Source organism: Thiosulfativibrio zosterae (assembly GCF_011398155.1).
Lineage (GTDB): Bacteria > Pseudomonadota > Gammaproteobacteria > Thiomicrospirales > Thiomicrospiraceae > Thiosulfativibrio > Thiosulfativibrio zosterae.
Window position 1 is genome coordinate 659,655 of the sequence record NZ_AP021888.1, and the last position, 18,834, is coordinate 678,488.

Consider the following 18,834-nt stretch of genomic DNA (forward strand, 5'->3'; position numbering starts at 1 on the left):
GAATAAAATAGAGGTTCCTCGCTTTAGCCGTACTTTTTAAGCGCCCGCAAGCTGATATTTCAAATCGGCGCATGGGCGTTATTATGCATACATTCAATTTTAGGGTCAAGCGGTTGCTTTTTTAGGTTGCAGGTTTTTAGCCAGTTTAGGATGTCACTTGACTGTCACAAAGCTGTCAAAAAAGCATCGTCATTCAACGGGTGTTGGCGCTTTAAAATCCCTTTTTTGGCTTTGTTTGAATGCTTTGGTGCGTCATGGATTTTGGAGTTGCTGTATGGCACAAATACAAGTTGTAAACTATCACCCAATTAAGATTGCATTGGATGAGCAGTTATCCACTCGCCTAATGTCTTCTCCGTTAGGTAATGAGCTCTTAACGGTGTTTACTGGGCAACACATTCGGAGTTGTTTTCAACCGATTGTTGACATTAAAAAACGAAAAGTTTGTGGTTTTGAGGCCTTAACGCGAGGCCCGCAAAAGTCTGCACTGTTTTACCCGCTTAACTTGTTTGCAACGGCAGCCGATTTTGGATGTTTATATGAAATGGATATCTTGGCTCGAGTCATGGCAATAGAGTCGTTTGCAAAACAAATTGATGCAGCGGATGAGGCTTATTTATTTTTAAATGTATCTGTCGAATCCGTTTTAAATTGTCATCATCAAAAAGGCCTGACACTCGCAGCACTTGATGCGCTAGGCGTTGAACCCAGTCGAATCGTGATTGAAATAACCGAATTACAGCCAGTTGAAGATTTTAATGTGTTTGTAACGGCAATTAATCACTACCGAAAATTGGGTTACAAGGTGGCGATTGATGATTTGGGTAGCGGATACAATGGTTTGAGAATTTGGTCTGAAATTCGACCTGATTTTGTCAAGATTGATCGACATTTCGTCACAGGTATTCATAAGGACGCTGACAAAAGGCGTTTTATGGAAACCATGGTGTCTTTGGCGCGCGGCTTAAAAACCAAAATAGTGGCTGAAGGTGTGGAAACCGAATTGGAGTTGCGCACGCTTGAAGCTTTGGGTGTTGATTTTGTTCAGGGGTTTCTATTCAAAAAACCTGATCCGCGGATTAGCAATGTTCTGGATTATCAGTGGCCCATAGAAAGACAGGAATCCTTGTCAGGAAAGTTCGAAACGGTGTTTTCAGTTATTTCTTCTGATCGACGCTTAAATCCAGACACCTCAGTCGCTGAAGTTGCAGAAATGTTTTTAACGCAGTTAGATGCCGATTTTTTCCCGGTCGTGGGTAAGGGCAAGGTTTTAGGTATGGTATGGCGCCGCGACTTTATGGATGTTTGGGCCAGAAAATATGGTCAAGAATTGCATGGCCGTAAAGCGATTGTTAGGCTGATGGATTCGCAGCCCATCGTGGTTGATTGCAACACATCTTTGGTGACCTTGAGTCGTTTAATTACCGATTATCGTGGACAGGGTCGGTCTGATGCCTTTGTGGTCACGCAAGATGATTGCTATTTAGGCTGCGGTGAATTTAAAGATTTATTAAGAAAAATCACCGATTTGAAAGTGGAAAGCGCCCAGTATGCGAATCCCTTATCGGGCTTGCCTGGCAATGTGCCCATTCAAAACTTCATTGGCCAACTGCTTGCTAAGAATCAAGAGTTTGCCGTCATTTATGTGGATGTTGATCACTTTAAGCCCTACAACGACTATTACAGTTTTGAACAAGGCGATGGCGTGATTCGCATGATTTCAGAAGTTTTAAAAGAAAGCGTTTCGATAGAAGATATCGCCCTTGAAAATATGTTTATAGGGCACATAGGCGGTGATGACTTTATTTTGGTGTTGCAAAATATTGATTTAGCCCAGGCAATGTCTCAAGATATTTTGCACGGTTTTCAGCAGCGAATAGGCACTTTTTATTTGGAGCAAGATCGCTTGCAAGGCGGTATTCACGCCACAGATCGTAATCACGAAGCACGATTTTTTCCAATGATGAGTTTATCTTTAGGCGTATTATTGGTACGCCCTAATAAATTCAGTCACACGCAAATGTTGGCGTCTTATGCCACTAAAGCCAAAAAAGGCGCTAAAGCGGCAGGGGGAAATAGCTATTTTATTTTTGATTCAGCCGAGCTGACTGATTTGGTTTGAACATTGTAAAAGGGATATGACTTAGGTGCTTGTTTTGTTTTACTTTTTCTGTATAATTCATCCCTTTTTTAATTAAGAATAAAGCTTAGGGGTCATCCATGCATACCACTGAACAAGCCTTAGTTGGCGTGATAATGGGGTCAAAATCTGATTGGCCAACCATGGAAAAAGCGGTTGAAATGCTTGAATTATTTCAAGTGCCCTACGAGTTGCAGGTGGTTTCTGCGCATCGCACGCCCGACTTAATGTTTGAATACGCCGCCAGTGCCGAAGCGCGTGGACTTGAGGTCATTATTGCCGGCGCTGGTGGTGCGGCGCATTTGCCAGGCATGGTTGCAGCAAAAACCCTCGTGCCAGTGTTGGGTGTGCCTGTGCAGTCGCGTGCGTTAAGTGGCGAAGATTCTTTGTTGTCTATTGTACAAATGCCGGGTGGTATTCCGGTGGGTACCTTAGCAATTGGTGAAGCCGGGGCGAAAAATGCGGGTATTTTGGCGGCGCAAATTGTCAGTAATTCGCGCCCAAAAATTCGCGCAGCGATTCGCAAGTTCCGTGAAGATCAAACCCAGTTTGTGATGGAAAATCCCGATCCGCGCGTTTAAATCACCCGTCGGATACCGATTAGCTAGTGTAAAATGCCTCCTTTGTGAGGCATTTTTGTTTTGGAGAAAGTTGTTATGACCCCAATCTCGAAAAAAGTGGGTGTGTTAGGTGCAGGTCAACTCGGCCGTATGTTGGCGATTGCTGGTTATCCACTCGGTCAAAAATTTGGCTTTTATGGCATCAGTCATGATGAGCCGTCTGCGTTGTTGGGGCACATGTTTACCCAAACAGATGAAGTGGATTCGCTCAAGACGCTGGTTGAGTTTGCCGATGTCATGACCTATGAAAGCGAAAATACCTCAGTTGAATTGGTGCGTGAAATTTCTAAAACCATCCCCGTTTATCCAGGTGAAAAATCTTTATATGTGACGCAACATCGCGGGCGCGAAAAAGGGTTGTTTGACGAATTGAACATTCCCTGTGCGCCTTATGAAATTGTTGATTCACTTGAAAGTTTACAGCAAGCGGTTGAGCATATTGGTTTGCCTGCCGTGCTCAAAACCACCACCGAAGGTTATGACGGCAAAGGGCAGTTTGTGCTTAAAAATGCCGATCAAATTAACCAGGCCTGGTCAGAAATTGGCGGTCGAGAGTTGATTTTAGAAGGGTTTGTGAACTTTAAACGCGAGTTGTCTTTGGTGGCGGTGCGTAATGCCCATAACGAGCATGTGTATTATCCGCTGGTGCAAAATGTACATCACGAAGGCATTTTGCGCTATACCATTGCGCCTGCCAGAGACATTAAACCAGAGATTCAACAGCAAGCCGAAACCTATATGCAAAACCTGCTAGATGCCTTGGATCATGTGGGGGTGTTGACTTTAGAACTGTTTGAAACGTCAAATGGTTTAGTGGCTAATGAAATGGCTCCACGCGTGCATAATTCGGGGCATTGGACGATTGAAGGCGCCATGACAGACCAGTTTGAAAACCATGTGCGCGCCATTACCGGCATGCCCTTGGGCGACACCACGCCACGCCAACCTTTGGCGGCGATGGTGAATATTATTGGTGAAACTGGCCCTGTTGAAGAAGTTTTGAAAATGCCGGGTGTGTTTTTACATTTGTATGATAAGGCTGAGCGCAAAGGCCGTAAGTTGGGGCATATTAATCTGATTGCCGACACGCAAGAACAGTTGTTCGAGCGCTTAAATCAACTCAAAGCTTTTATGCCTCAGTAAATACACCGCAGTTAAACTGGCTAAATTATATCATTTAGCCAGCATAACTGAGCAGTTGGCTCAGGGTGTTGGCTAAATCTGACGGCGTGACCCCAGCTTGGCCCATTTGATTGGCCAGCACATCACCGGCTTGGGCGTGTAATGCCACACCCAAGCAAGCTGCTTCAAATAATGGCATGCCTTGTCCTAATAAACTGACCAGTGCACCGCTCAACACATCGCCCATGCCACCCATCGCCATGCCCGCGTTACCCGCCGTGCAAATTTCTAGGTGTTCACCATCAAAAATCAACGTGCCATTGCCTTTTAAAACCACCACGCCGCCATAAATTGAGTGCAATTTTATAATGGCAGCGACTCGGTCTTGTTGCACCTGTTCGGTGGTAATGGCAAGCAGTCTTGCGGCTTCAGCAGGGTGAGGCGTGAGTATCCAGTTGCGCTTGGCTAAGCTAATATCGACTTGTTGATTTGCCAATAAATTCAGTGCATCCGCATCAATCACCTTTGGATGCGGCAAGGGTAGAATGCGTTGCAAGCAATCCATCGCCCAGGCATCTTGCCCCAAGCCGGGGCCAATCGCCAGCGCGCGACTGGAGAGTAATATCGATTTGAGATGGCTGCTTTCATAAGCCATGAGTTCGGGTAAGGCTTGGGTAATTGGCAAACAATGCTCAGTTTGAGTGACAATTTTAACCAGGCCTGCCCCAGATTTTAAACAGGCCAAACCGGCAAGTTGAATTGCGCCCATCATCGTGTGATTGCCACCAATCAAGCAACAAGTGCCTCTGGAGCCTTTATGGCTGCTGGGCTTAAATTTTGGCAGGGTATTTAGCCAATGTTTTAAGGGATGGTTTTGAGCGATGGGTTTAAAAGACTCATAAAGTTCGTCCGCTAAAAAAAGACGGCTAAATTGAATTTTACCGGCCTGTTCTGGTCCTTGAAAACTATAGAGCCCCAGTTTGCGGCTGATAAAACAACAGGTCAGTTGCGCTTGAATGGCTATGCCCAATACTGCACCGCTATCTGCCTGTAATCCGCTGGGCACATCTAACGCCAAAATGGGGATTTGGCTGGCATTCATCTGCTCGATGATGTCAGCGTAAAACCCTGTGACCACTTTATTTAAGCCTGTACCCAAAATGGCATCGACCAGCAGATCGGCATTGGCGAGATTGGCGGCGGCAAAGGCTTGTGGCTGATAACCCAATGCTAAGACTTCTTGATAGCAGGTGAGGGCATCGCCTTTGAGTGTTTCGGGAGCAGCGGTCATTAAAATATCCACTTCAAACCCCGCCAAAACCAAAATTTGCGCCAGCGCAAATCCGTCACCACCATTATTGCCTGCGCCTGTAACTATGCCAATCTTGCGCGCTTTGGGCCATTGCTTTTCTAGGCATTCAAACGCAAAAAAAGCAGCGCGCTTCATCAGCAGTAATCCTGCCGTGCCTTGGTCTATGGCAAGTTGGTCAAGGGCTCGGCTTTGGGCGGCGCTGTAAAAGTTCATGGCGTTTACACAAACCAAATCAATAGCACAATACCAAACACGATGCGGTAAATGCCAAAGGCGTTAAAGGTGAACTTGTCTAAAAATTTTAAGAAAATCGTCATGGTGAGATAAGCAACAATATAAGCCATCGCAAAGCCAACCAAAAGTGGCATCCAAGAAGTGTTGGCAAATTCTGAGTAGTTTTTCAGCAGGTCCAGTCCAGAAGCCGCCGCAAGCACGGGCAGGGCGAGTAAAAATGAAAATTCGGCAGAAGTTTTGCGATCTAGTCCCACCATGACGCCCCCAACAATCGATGCTCCGGCACGACTGGTGCCCGGAATTAACGCTGCCATTTGGGCGATGCCAATCCAAAATGCTTGGCTAAGGCTTAGGTCTTCTATGTTGCGTGTGCGATGTGTGCCTTCGTTATAGAGTTTTTCCATGATTAAGAAAATCACCCCGCCGATGATGAACATCCAAGCCACGGTGGCCAGTGTGAAGAGTTCTTTAATTTGGTGGTGGAATAAAAATCCAATTAAGCCAATGGGCACAAACGCAATGGCAACATTGACCCACAATTTAAAGTGTTCAAGGCTAAACTTTTCTTTGTAATGCGAAAAAATTGCCAAAATGGCGGCAACTTGAATAATGACTTCAAACGACTTATTTTGTTCGGTTTGCGCCAACCCTAACCAGTCACTGACAATAATTAAATGCCCCGTTGAAGAGATGGGTAAAAATTCGGTCAGCCCTTCAATAATACCTAAAATAGCGGCTTGAAAAATATCCATAAAGTTTCCTTGTTACAGTAAGTGTCTTAAATCGCGTAATTGAAAGCCCATCAAGCTCAAATCTAGCTGCTTGGTGAGGGCAATCACTTTAAAGTTTTCGCCCATTTCGTCGGGCAAGGTGAGGGTTTTGATTTGTTGGGCAATGTGAATTTGTTCGGTCACTGGCGCATCAGGCGCAAACGACATTTCAAGCAGACCGCTGCCCATTAAAAAATGCGCTTGAGTGGTATAGCCGGCCACTTTAAACCCCGCGTCAAAACTGGATTCCGCCACTTCAGTAAAATCGACATGAGCGGTAATGTCTTGCAGGCCTGGGTAAAAAAATGGATTGCTGTGCGCCAAATGTTGGTAGTGACAGCGCAAAGTGCCCATGCTGCGCGCGGGTTGATAATATTCAGCTCGGCTATACCCATAATCCACCAGTAACACCAAGCCTTTGGCAATAAAACCGCTGAGCGATGCTAGCCAAGGTTTGATGTTTAAATTGATTTCTGTTTTATAGCCTTTAGGCGGCGGAGTGCCAATGTTTTTGAGCAAGGCATTGGTAAATTTTTGCAATTTGCGCTCGGTAATGGGCACATAGTGCCAATCAAATTTTTGGGCGGTGTCATCAAAAATGACCTGGGCAATTAACGCCTGGTCGGCTTCTAATTTGAGGCGTTCAACCGGCATGGCATCTAAGACTTCGTTTGCCAACACCACCGCTTCAATGGGGTGAGTAGGCAGCTGGTCGAGCCAAACCACTTTGTTGAATAAGTCTAAGGGTAGTAGGCTGAGGGTTTGTTTTTGAATCTCTCGCAAATGGGCGCTGAGCTCAATAATGTAGTAGTGGTTTAGCGGGAAATCTTGCAACTCCAATAAAATATCTCTGGCCATAACGCCACGGCCTGCGCCAAATTCAACCAAATTTGGGGTCTCGAGTTGTTTGAGCGCTTGTTCGGCTTGTCTGGCCATGCAGCGCGAAAAAATGGGCGATACTTCTGGCGCAGTAATGAAATCCCCTTGGCGACCAATTTTGGGCAGTCCATTGGCGTAATAGCCTAGGTTGGGGGTGTAAAGCGCCATTTCCATAAATTGCGCAAAGCTGAGTTCTTGCTGGCGTTTGAGTTGCTTGGCAATTCGCTGGGTTAACTCGGCACTGTGTGCTTTGGCTTGGTCATCAGGTTCTGGCAGGGTAGGGGCTGATTTAATCTTAGGATTCATGGTTGGGTCTGCTTAGTCTGGCTCGAATAGCCAAGGTTTAGGGGTTTTGTCTGTTTGAGTTGCTTCACATTATAGTATAGACTTGCTCAATATCGAGTTTTTTCCCGGCAACTTGGCCGTAATTTTGCTTGAATCGTAAAACAAGTCAGCAGGGCTTTCTGGGGAACAGGGAATTTAAGGTTGGATAGACAATGAAAGTAGGCATTAAAAAACATCAAGAAAATGAGTGGAGTGTGCAAATTGGCTGTGCCAGCATTAAACTTGACCGTTTTTCAGTTGAGTTGCTCAATATTACTTTGGAACATTTGGTGGCTTTAGATTCTGGGCAAGCGCATTCTACCCTAACCAGTTATGTCAGATTGGCGCATAAAAAACTCGAAAGTTTGGATGCTGCCGGTATGCAAAAGTGGGTTCGCACCGTTGAAAACGCAGATTTGCTGGCGTTGATGCAGTGCATTAAAGACCAAAAGATTACAGATATGATTTTGCAGAATGTCGGGGGTATTTTAGCCAGACAATTGTCTGCCGACTTATTAAAAGCGCCTACGCCAACCGAGGACAAAGCCAAGCAAGCCATTAAAAATACCATGGAGCATTTGTTTGATTTAGAGGCGCGCGGCCAAATTCAGTTATTTAATGCGGATACGCAATACATTTAAAAAGAGGTTAGCATGGAAATTTTGGCCAAAAAAGATGCAACAGGTCTTAACCTTTTAGAGTTTGGTCCCGTGACCATTGAAATGAGTAATGAGGTGGTAAAAGCGCTCTATCAGGTGATTGATCAACGCCTAAGCGAATCCGCTACCGCAGAAACTGAAATCTTACAAAAGAAACTCAATGCCTATAAAGTCTTGGCATCCAAAATGCGCGCAGTCGATGATCGTATTATCCAAAAGTTTGCGGTGCAACTGCTACCCGAACAATTGGTGACGCTGGTGCGTTTGTCAGGAACGGATAGCTTTTATCAAAAAGTATTGCGCAACTTGTCTAAACAAAACCGCCGCCAATTTGAAATCGATTACCAAGAATTTAAACAAATAACCGTGCATCAAGCGTGTATTTATATGGAGCAAATTGTGCCCTATATTAAAAAAGCGGCTCAAGAACAGCGCGCCATGCAAGAACAAGTTAGATAGCAAAAATAATTAAACGCGTCGGCGTGTAATTTTTAGGCCAACCGTTTCTGCTTGGCGAACAGCTTGAGGTTTTTTAACGGTTAAGGTGATTTGTTCAATCCCAAGATATTTTGCCAGTAACAATTGGCTAAGTTGTTCCGCCAGTGTTTCGAGCAGTTCAAACTGATGGGCTTCTACCCATTCAATCACATCGTCACTCACTTCTTTGTAACTCACCGTTAAATGAATGTCATCCGTGGCTGCAGATGCTTGAATATCGGTGAGCATTTCAATATCAAAAAAAAGCGGTTGTTTGAATTCCTTTTCCCAGTCATAAACGCCAATCACAGCATCAACTCTTAGGTTGTGGACAAAAATCGTATCTAGTTCCGTTGGCATGGCCTGTTCTCAAATCAATATAAAGGCTCATCAATATATCAAAATCCAGTAAAATGACCGAAAAATTTACCAATCTTGGAGTAAAAACATGTTGATTGAATGGGGCGGCGTTGCCTTAGCTTATTTATTAGGCTCGATTTCATCCGCTATCGTGGTTTGTAAACTGATGGGATTAGAAGACCCAAGAGTAGGCGGCTCTGGCAATCCTGGTGCTACCAATGTTAAACGCCTGTATGGTAATAAACCGGCAGCGATTACTTTAGTGGGTGATATGCTTAAGGGGGTTTTGCCGGTGGTGGTTGCGCAACAAATGGGGTTTGCGCCTGAGATGGTAATTTTGATTGGTTTTGCAGCGTTTATCGGGCATTTATATCCAATATTTTTTCAGTTTAAAGGCGGCAAAGGTGTTGCAACCATGTTGGGCGTGATGTTTGGCTTGTCTTTGCCGATTGGCTTGGCGGTGGGTGGCACTTGGTTGTTTGTGGCTAAGGTGTTAAAAGTTTCATCTTTGTCCGCACTCATTGCGACTGCCTTGGCGCCGATTTATATCTACTTTTTATCGGGTGAAATATCTTGGGTGGTTTTGACCGCTGTCATGACAGTGATTTTGTTTTGGCGCCACAAATCCAATATTCAACGCTTGATTCGGGGTGAAGAAGACTTGATTAAAAAGTCTTAAAATTAGGCGTTTTTTGAGCAAATTTCAACCAGGCCTGGTTAAATTTAGCTTGCAATAACCCTGTAAATGGTTACAGGGAAAGCCTTTTAGATTGCCTCTAAATCTTCCAAAGCCCAACGGGGTTGGCAAGAGAAATCTAAACCATTATGTTGACCTGCAGCCAGGCGTTGAGCGCCGGCGTAGGCAATCATCGCGCCATTGTCTGTGCAAAACTCTAAGCGTGGGTAAAAAGTTTCTCCCTTGCGTTTTGCCATTAAGGCATCTAATTGCGCACGAATTTCTCGGTTTGCACTCACGCCTCCTGCCACCACTAATCGATTTAAGCCTTCTTGTTCCAAAGCTCTTTTACATTTTATGGTAAGGGTTTCTGCAACCGCTAGCTCAAAAGCACGGCAAATATCAGCTTGGGTTTGAGGCAAGTCTTGTGGCGCATCGGTTTTTTGGGCGGCGTGCCAAGTATTGAGTGCAAAGGTTTTTAAACCGCTAAAGCTCATGTCTAAGCCCGGACGGTCAACCATAGGGCGTGGAAATTTATAGCGATCTGTATTGCCTTGCAAAGCTAAGTTAGAAACAATCGGGCCACCCGGATAACCCAGATTCATCATTTTTGCTGTTTTATCAAAAGCTTCGCCGGCAGCATCATCCAAAGTATCGCCCAATAAGCGATAACGCCCTATGCCATCCACTCGAATTATCATGGTGTGGCCACCAGAAACGAGCAAACAAATAAACGGAAAGCTTGGTTGCGTTTGTTCTAACATCGGTGCCAGTAAATGACCTTCCATGTGGTGTACGCCAACAGCGGGTACTTGCCAAGCAAAAGCCAAGCTGCGGGCAACCGCCGCGCCAGTTAATAGAGCACCCATTAATCCTGGGCCTGCAGTATAGGCAATGCCGGTTATTTTTTGTGCGCCCAACTGAGCTTCTTCTAAGCAGGCTTCAATGAGGGGCAAAACTCGTAAGATGTGGTCGCGCGATGCTAGCTCTGGAACCACGCCACCATATTCGGCATGTAATTCAACTTGGCTATAAAGTTGATGCGCCAATAAACCCTGCTCGCTGTGGTAAATGGCTATGCCGGTTTCGTCGCAAGAACTTTCAATGCCCAAAGTGATTTGAGGGGGTTTTGTGGTTTGCATTGCGAAATTCCTTGCTGATTTGGTTGCTTCAATGGACTGAATTTTAACAAAATATATGAAATTGTCCGAAGATTTGTTTGCAATCAAATTAGTCTAAGGTTTATAATTGTCGTTTTCCGATTTTCTAAAACACTTTTAGTTAATCGTATTATCAGATTTATAAAAGAGAATCCTCATGCCAAGCGTAAAATTAAGAGATACCGAACCATTTGACGTAGCTTTGCGTCGTTTTAAGCGTGCTTGTGAAAAAGCAGGCGTTTTAACAGAAACTCGCAAGCGCGAATTCTATGAAAAACCTACTTGGGTTAAAAAGCGTATGAAAGCTGCCGCTGTTAAGCGTTTAGCTAAGCGTTTGTCTCGTGACAACCGTCGCACAACTCGTTTATATTAATTTTTAAGGTTATTTAAATGTCTTGTGAGTTAAAAGCAACGCTTTCAGCTGCCATGAAAGAGGCGATGAAAGCTAAGCAAAAAGAGCGTTTGTTGGTGATTAGAACGATTCAAGCGGCCATTAAGCAGGTTGAAATCGATAATCAAATCACAATCGAAGAAGATGCAGAAATTCTGCCGATTCTCGATAAAATGCTTAAACAACGCCGTGAATCTGAAAAGCAATATATTGAAGCAGGTCGTCCAGAGCTGGCTGAAGTGGAAGCTTTTGAGATGACGGTTATTCAAGAGTTTTTGCCTCAGGCTTTGACAACAGATGAAATTCAGCAAATGATTGAAGTTGCTGTTGCTGAGTCAGGTGCGGCCACTATGCAAGAAATGGGCAAAGTCATGGCGATTTTAAAACCCCAAATGCAAGGGCGTGCTGATATGAGTGAAGTCAGTAAGTTAATTAAAGCTAAACTTGGCTAAAAGCTTTTTAATGAGAAGCCTTTGCTTGGAGCACGCTCTTAGCAAACAATGCCTAGGCAAAAACATTGGCAAGTTCATTGTTTAACTCATTTAGTAAGACCATTTAAAATCGAGAAGCCCATCAGTTTTTAAATTGATGGGTTTTTTGCGTTTATGGGGGTGCATTCGCACTGTCATTTCGTTTTGTGGAGTGAGGTCATGCAACATTCTGGGAGTATTCCCAAGTCTTTTATAGAAGATTTATTGGCGCGTGCGGACATCGTACAGGTCATTAATCAGCGAGTGCCTTTAAAAAAGGCCGGTGGAACCTATAAAGCCTGCTGTCCATTTCACAGTGAAAAGACGCCCTCATTTAATGTCAATCCACAAAAGCAGTTTTATCATTGCTTTGGCTGCGGTGCGAGTGGCGACTCGCTGAAGTTTTTGATGGAGTATGACGGCTTAAGTTTTGTTGAGGCAGTAGAAACTTTAGCACAAATGAATGGCTTGCAAGTTCCACGCGAGCAGTTGACACCCAAGCAAAAAGAGCAGCAAAAGAAAACCCACGACCTTTATGATGTAATGCATCTCGTGGCTAAATTTTATCGCCAACAACTGCGTGTACATCCGCAAGCCGAGTTAGCCAAAAGTTATTTAAAAAATCGTGGCTTATCGGCAGAGATTGCCAAAGAATTTGTAGTGGGTTTTGCGCCGAATGGTTGGGATGTATTAGAAAAAGGGCTAAAAGCGGATGCAGTGTTACTTCAACAATTGGTTGAGTGTGGCATGCTGGTTCAAAAAGAGAATCGTTATTACGACCGTTTTCGTGGACGAGTGATGTTTCCGATTCGAGATGGGCGAGGGCGAGTGGTCGCTTTTGGTGGGCGCGTAATTGATGATGAGCAGCCCAAATATTTAAATTCACCCGAAACGCCTATTTTTCATAAAAGCTATGCTTTGTATGGCTTATATGAAATGCGCCAGTCCCGCCAAAATTTTGAACAAATTTTAGTGGTTGAGGGCTATATGGATGTGGTTTCGCTGGCGCAGTTTGGCATTCGCAATGCGGTTGCCACCTTGGGAACAGCGACGACCAATGAACATTTAGATATGCTGTTTCGCCAAGTGAATGAGGTTGTTTTTTGTTTTGATGGCGATGCGGCGGGCTTAAAGGCGGCTTGGAAAGCGTTAGACTTGGCTTTGCCAAAAATGATTGAAAATCGTTCAATCAAGTTTTTGTTTTTAGCGCAAGGTGAAGACCCAGATTCAACCGTTCGTAAAGAGGGGGTAGATGGGTTTCAAAAAAGAATCGCTGAGTCTATGCCCTTGTCACAATTTTTATTGGACGGTTTGGCGGCAAAAGTGTCTGCGCCAAAAGGTTCGCCAGAAGCAAGGCATCAATTGGTGGTTTTAGCCGCGCCTTACATTCAAAAAGCCCAGGGCTTGTATCAGTTTTTGTTGGCGGAAGCCTTTGCTCAAAAACTAGGATTGCCCACTTGGCGTTTGGAAAAAGAAATGGGGGTTAGGTCAGGGTTTGCGACCAATCAAAATAACAAACAGCCCACTAAAGCGCTAACACCGTCAACCCAAATTAAATCCTTGCCCTTTAAATTGATGGCTATTTTGGTGCGCCGACCTTATTGGGCGATTGCCTTCGAGGCAGATTTGCTAACCGCGTTGGTTGAAGATAAGCGCCAAGAATACCAATTATTAGCACAGGTGGTTGTCTTGTTGCAGCAACATAATTATTTAATTGATGCCGTGGCACAGTGGATGCTTTCAAGCGGGTGGCAAGCAACTTGGAAAGCCTTGCAAGATATTTCTTTGTTGGATGACGATGGATTTTTGCGCGGCGAGTTTGATTTTTCGTTTGTAAAGTTGGCAACTGAACTTAAAGAAGCGCAGCTGCTCAGTGCCGGTTTAAATGATTCAGCGCTAGCAGATTTAGACAAATTTTTAAAAGATTTAAAAAATTAAAGTTATCCACAATAATTCAGTATAATACTCAGTTCTGTTTTTTATGATATCCAAATGGATATTGTGCAGAACTGCTAATCCAATCGCATTTTTTGAGGCAACCATGACAAGAGTTGAAAGAAAACAACAGTTAATCGATTTAATTGATAGAGCCAAGGAACTCGGGTACTTAACCTTTTCCGATGTTAACGATGTGTTGCCCGATGATATTGAAGAAGATCAGTTAGGCCAAATTTTAACGATTTTGCGTGATTTCGGTATCCAGCTGTTTGATTCTGCACCAGACGCAGACGAGTTATTGACCAAAGAAGGCGAAACCTTTGACGAGTCAGCAGCAGAAGCCGCCATTTTAGCGCTGGCTGATGTTGATGCAGAATTTGGTCGCACCACTGATCCTGTGCGTATGTATATGCGTGAAATGGGTTCTGTTGAATTATTAACTCGCGAAGGCGAAATCGATATTGCCAAGCGTATCGAACTTAATATTCGTGATATGTTAGAAGCGTTGGCAAAATACCCCATGTCTGCCATCAGCTTTACCTCAAACTTCACTAAAATTGACGACGGTGAAGGCAAGATTGCTGACTTTATTCAAGGTTTTATTCGCCCAGAAGATTTAGTGGATATTCCAGTTGAAGAGCTTTCTCCAGATTCAGACAATACCGAGCCGAAAGAAGACGGTATAAACCCAGAAGAGTTGCAGGCATTTATTGATGAAATGATGCGTGTTTCGGAAGTGGCTGTGAAAGCCGAAGAGAAGTACGGGTACTCAGATCCTAAAGCGGTCAAAAAGCGTATGGAGGTGGTTGCACTTTTCCAAACCGTTAAATTGTCACCAATTTTTATTAACCGTTCGATTAAGGGTATTAAAAATAAAGTTGGCCAAATTCGTGAACAAGAAAAAGTAATTGTTAATTTGGTTATGCGCGAAATCGGTGTGCCAAGAACCAGCTTCTTAGGTTTGTTTGTGGGCAATGAAACCAAAGCAGACTTAATCGACAACATGATTGCCGCGCACCCAGATAAAGCAGAAGCCCTAGAAGCGGCGCGCTCTGAAATTAAGCGTTCACAAAAGCGTTTAATCATGATAGAAAAAGCTGAAAAAATGCCAATCAGCTTTTATAAAGAAATTTATAAGTCACTTAGCAAATCAGAAACCAAAGCCCGTGCCGCTAAGCGCGAGATGATTGAAGCCAACTTGCGTTTGGTAATCTCTATCGCCAAAAAATACACCAACCGCGGTTTACAGTTCTTAGATTTAATTCAAGAGGGTAACATTGGTTTGATGAAAGCGGTTGATAAATTTGAATACCGTCGCGGTTACAAGTTTTCAACCTATGCTACCTGGTGGATTCGTCAGGCAATCACGCGTTCAATTGCAGACCAAGCCAGAACCATTCGTATTCCGGTACATATGATTGAAACCATTAATAAACTCAATCGTATTCAGCGTCAGTTGTTGCAAAAAATGGGTCGTGAACCCACGCCAGAAGAATTGGCTGAAGAAATGGAAATGCCTGAAGATAAAATTCGCAAGGTCATGAAAATTGCCAAAGAACCCATTTCTATGGAAACCCCAGTGGGTGACGATGAAGATTCTTCACTAGGCGATTTTATTGAAGACTCTAATATTCTGTCACCACAAGAGGCGGCAGACTTAGAAGGTATGAGTGAAACCACGCGTGAAATGTTAAACACCTTAACGCCACGCGAAGCCAAAGTATTGCGTATGCGTTTTGGTTTGGGCATGAACACTGACCACACGCTCGAAGAAGTGGGCAAACAATTTGATGTCACGCGTGAGCGTATTCGTCAAATCGAAGCCAAAGCCTTGCGCAAATTGCGTCATCCCAGTCGTGCAGAAAAACTTAAAAGTTTCTTAGATTAATCAAATTAAGGGTTTTGCCGTAAAAACTACTGCAAAACCCCTAAAATTAACTATAATACCCACAAATTTTGACCAGGCCTGGTCAAAATGATCGAAAAATTCACATCTTTTTGCCTCTTTAGCTCAGTTGGTTAGAGCACCCGACTCATAATCGGTAGGTCCTGTGTTCAAGTCACAGAAGAGGCACCATCTATTTTAAATATTCTGACTGCTATTGCAGGTGACATAAATCTGCATAAGGTTTTAATAAGTCTTTCAACCCGTTATTACTAAAAATATAGCTGTGTTTGCCCAATGTTCTGTGTTCTAGGGTGATTTCTATTTGATGGCTTTCACTTAGGTTGTTTAATAAATCGCGATAGGCAGTTTGCAAGCTTTGCATTTTTTTGTCAGCAATTTCAAAACGAATTTTATTAAAAGTTTCTTCATAGGTCTGTGTAACCGACAGCACACCATTAATAGTGTTTGATGCAGTAGATTTAAAGTTGGCTATGCCTAAGGTTACAAACTTTGGATATTCAGAAATAATGGCATCATCCATTAGGATAAGTTCAATCAACGGCAGCGGGCTTTGAATATGACAGCTAATCCCCAAATAAATGGGCGCATTGGCTTGTTTGGTGTAAAGCTGAATACTGGTGACGGACTGATTGAAGTCTTGAGTGGTTTGCAAAATAAAGTCGCCTTGCTGAATGTCTTCTGCAAAAGCGAGTTGCATAGGGTTACTGAGAGTAAGAACTGCAGTGATAAAAATTGAGCGTAAATAAAAAGAGTATTGAGGGTTCAAGTTTTTTGTCCTAGATTTGTTTAAAGCGCCTAGTTTAAAGCTTTGTGGTTAAGATGCCAAAATTTGATGCCAAGTTTTCACAAGTAAAATTGAAGCAATATTTAAGCATTAATGTGTAGTGATTGTAATTAACGCTTGTTGTAAAAAAACAACACACTTTAATTTTGTTGTTTTTTTTATAAAAAAATTTGCACAGCTTTTTAAAAGTCCCTATAGTAAGCAACAAGTTCACCGAAGTGGACATTTATAAAAAACAAACTATTCAAAATAGGAATATATAAATGAAAAAGAATATTATTGCTCTAGCTATCGCTTCTGCTATCGCTGCTCCAGTTGTAATGGCTGATGCTCCTACTGTTTACGGTCAAATCAATATGTCTATCGATGCAGTAACTGATGCTGGTATGACTGTTGGTTCAAATGCTTCACGTTTCGGTATCAAAGGTTCAGAAGACTTAGGTAACGGCTTGAAAGCAGTTTATAAGATCGAATGGGAAGCTGATATTGCTGGTGGTACTGGCGCTACTACTGGTGCTTCTGCGCTTAAAGATCGTAATGCTTACGCTGGTTTAGCAGGTTCTTTCGGTACTGTATTAATGGGTCGCCATGATACGCCAATGAAAATGGCTCAACCTACTGATACATTTAACGATGGTTTTGGTGATAACAAGCCAATGGGTGGTAAGTTAGGTATGGCTGGTGCAGCTGGTGAAGTTCGTGCTGCTAACGTTTTAGCTTACGTTTCTCCATCTTTTGGTGGTGTAACCATTGCTGCTGCAGGCGTTTCTCCAGATGTAGTTGGTAAAGATACAGCTCTTACAAATGCTTACTCTATTGCTGCAATGTATGGTTCGACTAAGTCTGGTTTATTTTTGTCTGGTGCATACAATGCATTTGATGCAAAATTAACTGGTACTAAGACATATACAGAAATGCGTTTGGCTGCTCAATATGCAGTTGCTGGTTTAATGGGTAACGTTACTTACTTCTCAGCTGATGATGGTATCTCTGGTGATGCAGCTTCTGAAGGTTCTACAATTCAGATGAATCTTTCTTATGAAATGGGTGATATTACTCCAAAAATCAAATATTCAATGGTTGATTATAAGGCAGCTGGTTCTGACGGATCTTCATTGGGTCTTGGTCTAGACTATGCAATGGGTAAAAAGACAACTGCATATGTTGAATATGTAGCAATGGATAAAAACATGGCAACTACATTCTCTGCTGGTAAAGATTCTTCAGCAGTATCAGTTGGTTTATTGCACAAGTTTTAATTTAGCGCTCGTTTAGGCGAGTAGTAAAATTAAGCTGAAAGCCCTAAGATGTTTGTCTTGGGGCTTTTTTGTTTTTGAGGTTTAATTAAAGTTAAATGATTCGCAAAGATTTTGGGGCGCAGGCTTTAGCCTGCCAAAGTTTGCAATGTACTCAAAAAGAAGGCTAAAGCCCTCGCCCCGTTTGAAAGCCTCAAAGCGATCAATGCTTTGGGGCTTTTTGCATTGATAGGTTTGACTTTTTTGTGGGATAATAAATCAATTGATTTAGAGGTTATTTTTATGGCAACTGTTATTAGCACCCACAAATTATTTAATGCACTTAAAGAGTCAGGTTTTCCTGAGACGCAAGCAAATGCCGTTATTAATACCATAGAAACGATGCAAGATGCGCGATTCGAAGAGGTTGTTACTAAGGCAGATTTATACAAAGTAGAGGCTGAAATAAAATCAGACTTAAAATTGTTACACTGGGGTGTGGCTTTAATTCTTGCAGTAATCGCATTGCCATATTTAAAAACAATGTTTTAATGTAGTTGAGTCATGAGCAATTATTTTGGGGTGCAGGCTTTAGCCTGCTAATGTTTGCAGTGTAATCAAAAAGAAGGCTGAAGCATTCGCCCCAATTTAAAAAAAGCCTTAAAGCGATCAATGCTTTGGGGGTTTTTGTTTTTAAGGTTTACCAAAGATAAATAATAAGCAATCCTTTTGGGGCGCAGGCTTTAGCCTGCTAATCTTTGCAGTGTCGTTAAAAAGAAGGCTAAAGCCTTCGCCCCATATTAAAAGCCTCAAAGTGATCAATGCTTTGGGGCTTTTTGCATTGATAGGGTTGACTTTTTTCTGGGATAAAAGTTATTAATTTAGGATTGAGTCATGTCAACAATTACCTTTGATACTTATAAGTTTATAAAAAAGCTTAAAGATGCAGGTGTTTCCGAAGCTCAAGCGGAGGCTGAAGCAGATGCTTTGTCGGCAGCATTACAAGAGTCCATGCAAAATCAGTTGGCTACTAAATCAGATATTTATCGCATGGAAAAAGAACTTTTATTGATGAAATGGATGTTAGGTACGGTATTGGCAGGTATTTTGGCACTTATTTTAAAAGCATTTTTAAATAATTGATTCTTGATGTCATTGTTTCCAATTTATGCCTGCTAATGATAAATAAGAAAGTCTTTATTTTTTAAGTTTGGGGCGCAGGCTTTAGCCTGCTAATGTTTGCAGTGTAATCAAAAAGAAGGCTAAAGCCTTCGCCCCGTTTTAAGAAGCCTCAAGGTGATAAATGCTTTGGGGCTTTTTGTTTTGTAAGGTTTTGAGTTTTTATGTGATAATGCTTTCGTTAGAAAGCGATAT

The 18,834-nt window shown here is 42.9% G+C and carries 19 protein-coding genes and 1 tRNA gene; 14 read left to right on the forward strand and 6 right to left on the reverse strand.

Going from position 1 to position 18,834, the window contains the following annotated elements:
- Positions 1–274: 274 nt before the first annotated feature.
- From THMIRH_RS02775 to THMIRH_RS02785, 3 genes are all read left to right on the forward strand, one after another.
- Positions 275–2,122: a GGDEF domain-containing protein gene (locus THMIRH_RS02775; protein WP_243831481.1), complete on the forward strand. Its 1,848-nt coding sequence runs from the start codon at positions 275–277 to the stop codon at positions 2,120–2,122.
- 98 nt (positions 2,123–2,220) lie between these two features.
- Positions 2,221–2,721 carry a 5-(carboxyamino)imidazole ribonucleotide mutase gene (purE, locus tag THMIRH_RS02780; protein WP_198415240.1) on the forward strand — a complete coding sequence of 167 codons (501 nt, stop codon included), beginning with the start codon at positions 2,221–2,223 and terminating at the stop codon, positions 2,719–2,721.
- 75 nt (positions 2,722–2,796) lie between these two features.
- Entirely contained in the window at positions 2,797–3,903 is a 1,107-nt protein-coding gene (locus tag THMIRH_RS02785; RefSeq protein WP_173290542.1) for a 5-(carboxyamino)imidazole ribonucleotide synthase, read from the forward strand.
- Between the two features lie 34 nt (positions 3,904–3,937).
- On the opposite strand, the gene THMIRH_RS02790 is transcribed toward THMIRH_RS02785, so the two are convergent.
- From THMIRH_RS02790 to THMIRH_RS02800, 3 genes are read right to left on the reverse strand one after another with little or no spacing between them, the layout of a single operon-like run.
- Entirely contained in the window at positions 3,938–5,407 is a 1,470-nt protein-coding gene (locus THMIRH_RS02790; protein WP_173290544.1) for an NAD(P)H-hydrate dehydratase, read from the reverse strand.
- Positions 5,408–5,412: 5 nt separating this feature from the next.
- Positions 5,413–6,180 carry an undecaprenyl-diphosphate phosphatase gene (locus THMIRH_RS02795; protein WP_173290546.1) on the reverse strand — a complete coding sequence of 256 codons (768 nt, stop codon included), beginning with the start codon at positions 6,178–6,180 and terminating at the stop codon, positions 5,413–5,415.
- Between the two features lie 12 nt (positions 6,181–6,192).
- Positions 6,193–7,383: a class I SAM-dependent methyltransferase gene (locus THMIRH_RS02800; RefSeq protein WP_173290548.1), complete on the reverse strand. Its 1,191-nt coding sequence runs from the start codon at positions 7,381–7,383 to the stop codon at positions 6,193–6,195.
- Between the two features lie 191 nt (positions 7,384–7,574).
- Here THMIRH_RS02800 and THMIRH_RS02805 point away from each other — a divergent pair, with 191 nt between their 5' ends.
- Both THMIRH_RS02805 and THMIRH_RS02810 read left to right on the forward strand, forming a co-directional pair.
- The gene (locus THMIRH_RS02805) at positions 7,575–8,042 is read left to right on the forward strand and encodes a FliG C-terminal domain-containing protein (RefSeq protein WP_173290550.1); all 468 of its coding nucleotides are present in this window, start codon (positions 7,575–7,577) and stop codon (positions 8,040–8,042) included.
- Positions 8,043–8,054: 12 nt separating this feature from the next.
- Positions 8,055–8,519 (forward strand): FliG C-terminal domain-containing protein, encoded by a 465-nt coding sequence (locus tag THMIRH_RS02810; RefSeq protein WP_173290552.1) that lies wholly within the window; start codon positions 8,055–8,057, stop codon positions 8,517–8,519.
- A gap of 9 nt (positions 8,520–8,528) precedes the next feature.
- On the opposite strand, the gene folB is transcribed toward THMIRH_RS02810, so the two are convergent.
- The gene (gene folB / locus THMIRH_RS02815; protein ID WP_173290554.1) at positions 8,529–8,897 is read right to left on the reverse strand and encodes a dihydroneopterin aldolase; all 369 of its coding nucleotides are present in this window, start codon (positions 8,895–8,897) and stop codon (positions 8,529–8,531) included.
- 88 nt (positions 8,898–8,985) lie between these two features.
- Between folB and plsY the strand changes: the two genes are divergently transcribed.
- The gene (plsY, locus tag THMIRH_RS02820; RefSeq protein ID WP_173290556.1) at positions 8,986–9,576 is read left to right on the forward strand and encodes a glycerol-3-phosphate 1-O-acyltransferase PlsY; all 591 of its coding nucleotides are present in this window, start codon (positions 8,986–8,988) and stop codon (positions 9,574–9,576) included.
- 86 nt (positions 9,577–9,662) lie between these two features.
- Here the strand turns inward: plsY and tsaD are convergent, their stop codons facing one another.
- A complete protein-coding gene (tsaD, locus tag THMIRH_RS02825) occupies positions 9,663–10,715 on the reverse strand; it encodes a tRNA (adenosine(37)-N6)-threonylcarbamoyltransferase complex transferase subunit TsaD (RefSeq protein ID WP_173290558.1) in 1,053 nt (350 codons plus the stop codon).
- A 175-nt stretch (positions 10,716–10,890) separates the two neighbouring features.
- Here tsaD and rpsU point away from each other — a divergent pair, with 175 nt between their 5' ends.
- The 5 genes from rpsU to THMIRH_RS02850 all read left to right on the forward strand — a co-directional run bounded on the left by rpsU (position 10,891) and on the right by THMIRH_RS02850 (position 15,609).
- A complete protein-coding gene (gene rpsU, locus THMIRH_RS02830; RefSeq protein ID WP_173290560.1) occupies positions 10,891–11,106 on the forward strand; it encodes a 30S ribosomal protein S21 in 216 nt (71 codons plus the stop codon).
- 17 nt (positions 11,107–11,123) lie between these two features.
- Positions 11,124–11,576, forward strand: a complete 453-nt coding sequence (locus tag THMIRH_RS02835) for a GatB/YqeY domain-containing protein (protein WP_173290562.1) — start codon at positions 11,124–11,126, stop codon at positions 11,574–11,576.
- A 198-nt stretch (positions 11,577–11,774) separates the two neighbouring features.
- The gene (dnaG, locus tag THMIRH_RS02840) at positions 11,775–13,532 is read left to right on the forward strand and encodes a DNA primase (RefSeq protein WP_173290564.1); all 1,758 of its coding nucleotides are present in this window, start codon (positions 11,775–11,777) and stop codon (positions 13,530–13,532) included.
- A 103-nt stretch (positions 13,533–13,635) separates the two neighbouring features.
- The gene (rpoD, locus tag THMIRH_RS02845; RefSeq protein ID WP_173290566.1) at positions 13,636–15,420 is read left to right on the forward strand and encodes an RNA polymerase sigma factor RpoD; all 1,785 of its coding nucleotides are present in this window, start codon (positions 13,636–13,638) and stop codon (positions 15,418–15,420) included.
- A 112-nt stretch (positions 15,421–15,532) separates the two neighbouring features.
- Positions 15,533–15,609 (forward strand) — tRNA-Ile (locus tag THMIRH_RS02850).
- Positions 15,610–15,631: 22 nt separating this feature from the next.
- Here THMIRH_RS02850 and THMIRH_RS02855 read toward each other — a convergent pair.
- Complete coding sequence (locus THMIRH_RS02855; RefSeq protein WP_173290568.1) at positions 15,632–16,207, reverse strand: hypothetical protein; 576 nt, start codon at positions 16,205–16,207, stop codon at positions 15,632–15,634.
- A 281-nt stretch (positions 16,208–16,488) separates the two neighbouring features.
- Here THMIRH_RS02855 and THMIRH_RS02860 point away from each other — a divergent pair, with 281 nt between their 5' ends.
- From THMIRH_RS02860 to THMIRH_RS02870, 3 genes are all read left to right on the forward strand, one after another.
- A complete protein-coding gene (locus THMIRH_RS02860) occupies positions 16,489–17,484 on the forward strand; it encodes a porin (protein WP_173290570.1) in 996 nt (331 codons plus the stop codon).
- Between the two features lie 207 nt (positions 17,485–17,691).
- A complete protein-coding gene (locus THMIRH_RS02865) occupies positions 17,692–18,012 on the forward strand; it encodes a CCDC90 family protein (RefSeq protein WP_173290572.1) in 321 nt (106 codons plus the stop codon).
- A 342-nt stretch (positions 18,013–18,354) separates the two neighbouring features.
- The gene (locus tag THMIRH_RS02870) at positions 18,355–18,603 is read left to right on the forward strand and encodes a CCDC90 family protein (RefSeq protein ID WP_173290574.1); all 249 of its coding nucleotides are present in this window, start codon (positions 18,355–18,357) and stop codon (positions 18,601–18,603) included.
- The last annotated feature ends 231 nt before the right edge of the window (positions 18,604–18,834 follow it).

Excerpts from the sequence above, each read along its gene's own strand:
- THMIRH_RS02775 (WP_243831481.1), top strand. The coding sequence starts at position 275 with ATGGCACAAATACAAGTTGTAAACTATCACCCAATTAAGATTGCATTG.
- THMIRH_RS02860 (WP_173290570.1), top strand. The coding sequence starts at position 16,489 with ATGAAAAAGAATATTATTGCTCTAGCTATCGCTTCTGCTATCGCTGCT.
- THMIRH_RS02785 (WP_173290542.1), top strand. The coding sequence starts at position 2,797 with ATGACCCCAATCTCGAAAAAAGTGGGTGTGTTAGGTGCAGGTCAACTC.
- rpoD (WP_173290566.1), top strand. The coding sequence starts at position 13,636 with ATGACAAGAGTTGAAAGAAAACAACAGTTAATCGATTTAATTGATAGA.
- tsaD (WP_173290558.1), bottom strand. The coding sequence starts at position 10,715 with ATGCAAACCACAAAACCCCCTCAAATCACTTTGGGCATTGAAAGTTCT.
- folB (WP_173290554.1), bottom strand. The coding sequence starts at position 8,897 with ATGCCAACGGAACTAGATACGATTTTTGTCCACAACCTAAGAGTTGAT.
- plsY (WP_173290556.1), top strand. The coding sequence starts at position 8,986 with ATGTTGATTGAATGGGGCGGCGTTGCCTTAGCTTATTTATTAGGCTCG.
- THMIRH_RS02805 (WP_173290550.1), top strand. The coding sequence starts at position 7,575 with ATGAAAGTAGGCATTAAAAAACATCAAGAAAATGAGTGGAGTGTGCAA.
- THMIRH_RS02795 (WP_173290546.1), bottom strand. The coding sequence starts at position 6,180 with ATGGATATTTTTCAAGCCGCTATTTTAGGTATTATTGAAGGGCTGACC.
- THMIRH_RS02835 (WP_173290562.1), top strand. The coding sequence starts at position 11,124 with ATGTCTTGTGAGTTAAAAGCAACGCTTTCAGCTGCCATGAAAGAGGCG.
- THMIRH_RS02800 (WP_173290548.1), bottom strand. The coding sequence starts at position 7,383 with ATGAATCCTAAGATTAAATCAGCCCCTACCCTGCCAGAACCTGATGAC.
- rpsU (WP_173290560.1), top strand. The coding sequence starts at position 10,891 with ATGCCAAGCGTAAAATTAAGAGATACCGAACCATTTGACGTAGCTTTG.
- purE (WP_198415240.1), top strand. The coding sequence starts at position 2,221 with ATGCATACCACTGAACAAGCCTTAGTTGGCGTGATAATGGGGTCAAAA.
- THMIRH_RS02870 (WP_173290574.1), top strand. The coding sequence starts at position 18,355 with ATGTCAACAATTACCTTTGATACTTATAAGTTTATAAAAAAGCTTAAA.
- dnaG (WP_173290564.1), top strand. The coding sequence starts at position 11,775 with ATGCAACATTCTGGGAGTATTCCCAAGTCTTTTATAGAAGATTTATTG.
- THMIRH_RS02810 (WP_173290552.1), top strand. The coding sequence starts at position 8,055 with ATGGAAATTTTGGCCAAAAAAGATGCAACAGGTCTTAACCTTTTAGAG.
- THMIRH_RS02790 (WP_173290544.1), bottom strand. The coding sequence starts at position 5,407 with ATGAACTTTTACAGCGCCGCCCAAAGCCGAGCCCTTGACCAACTTGCC.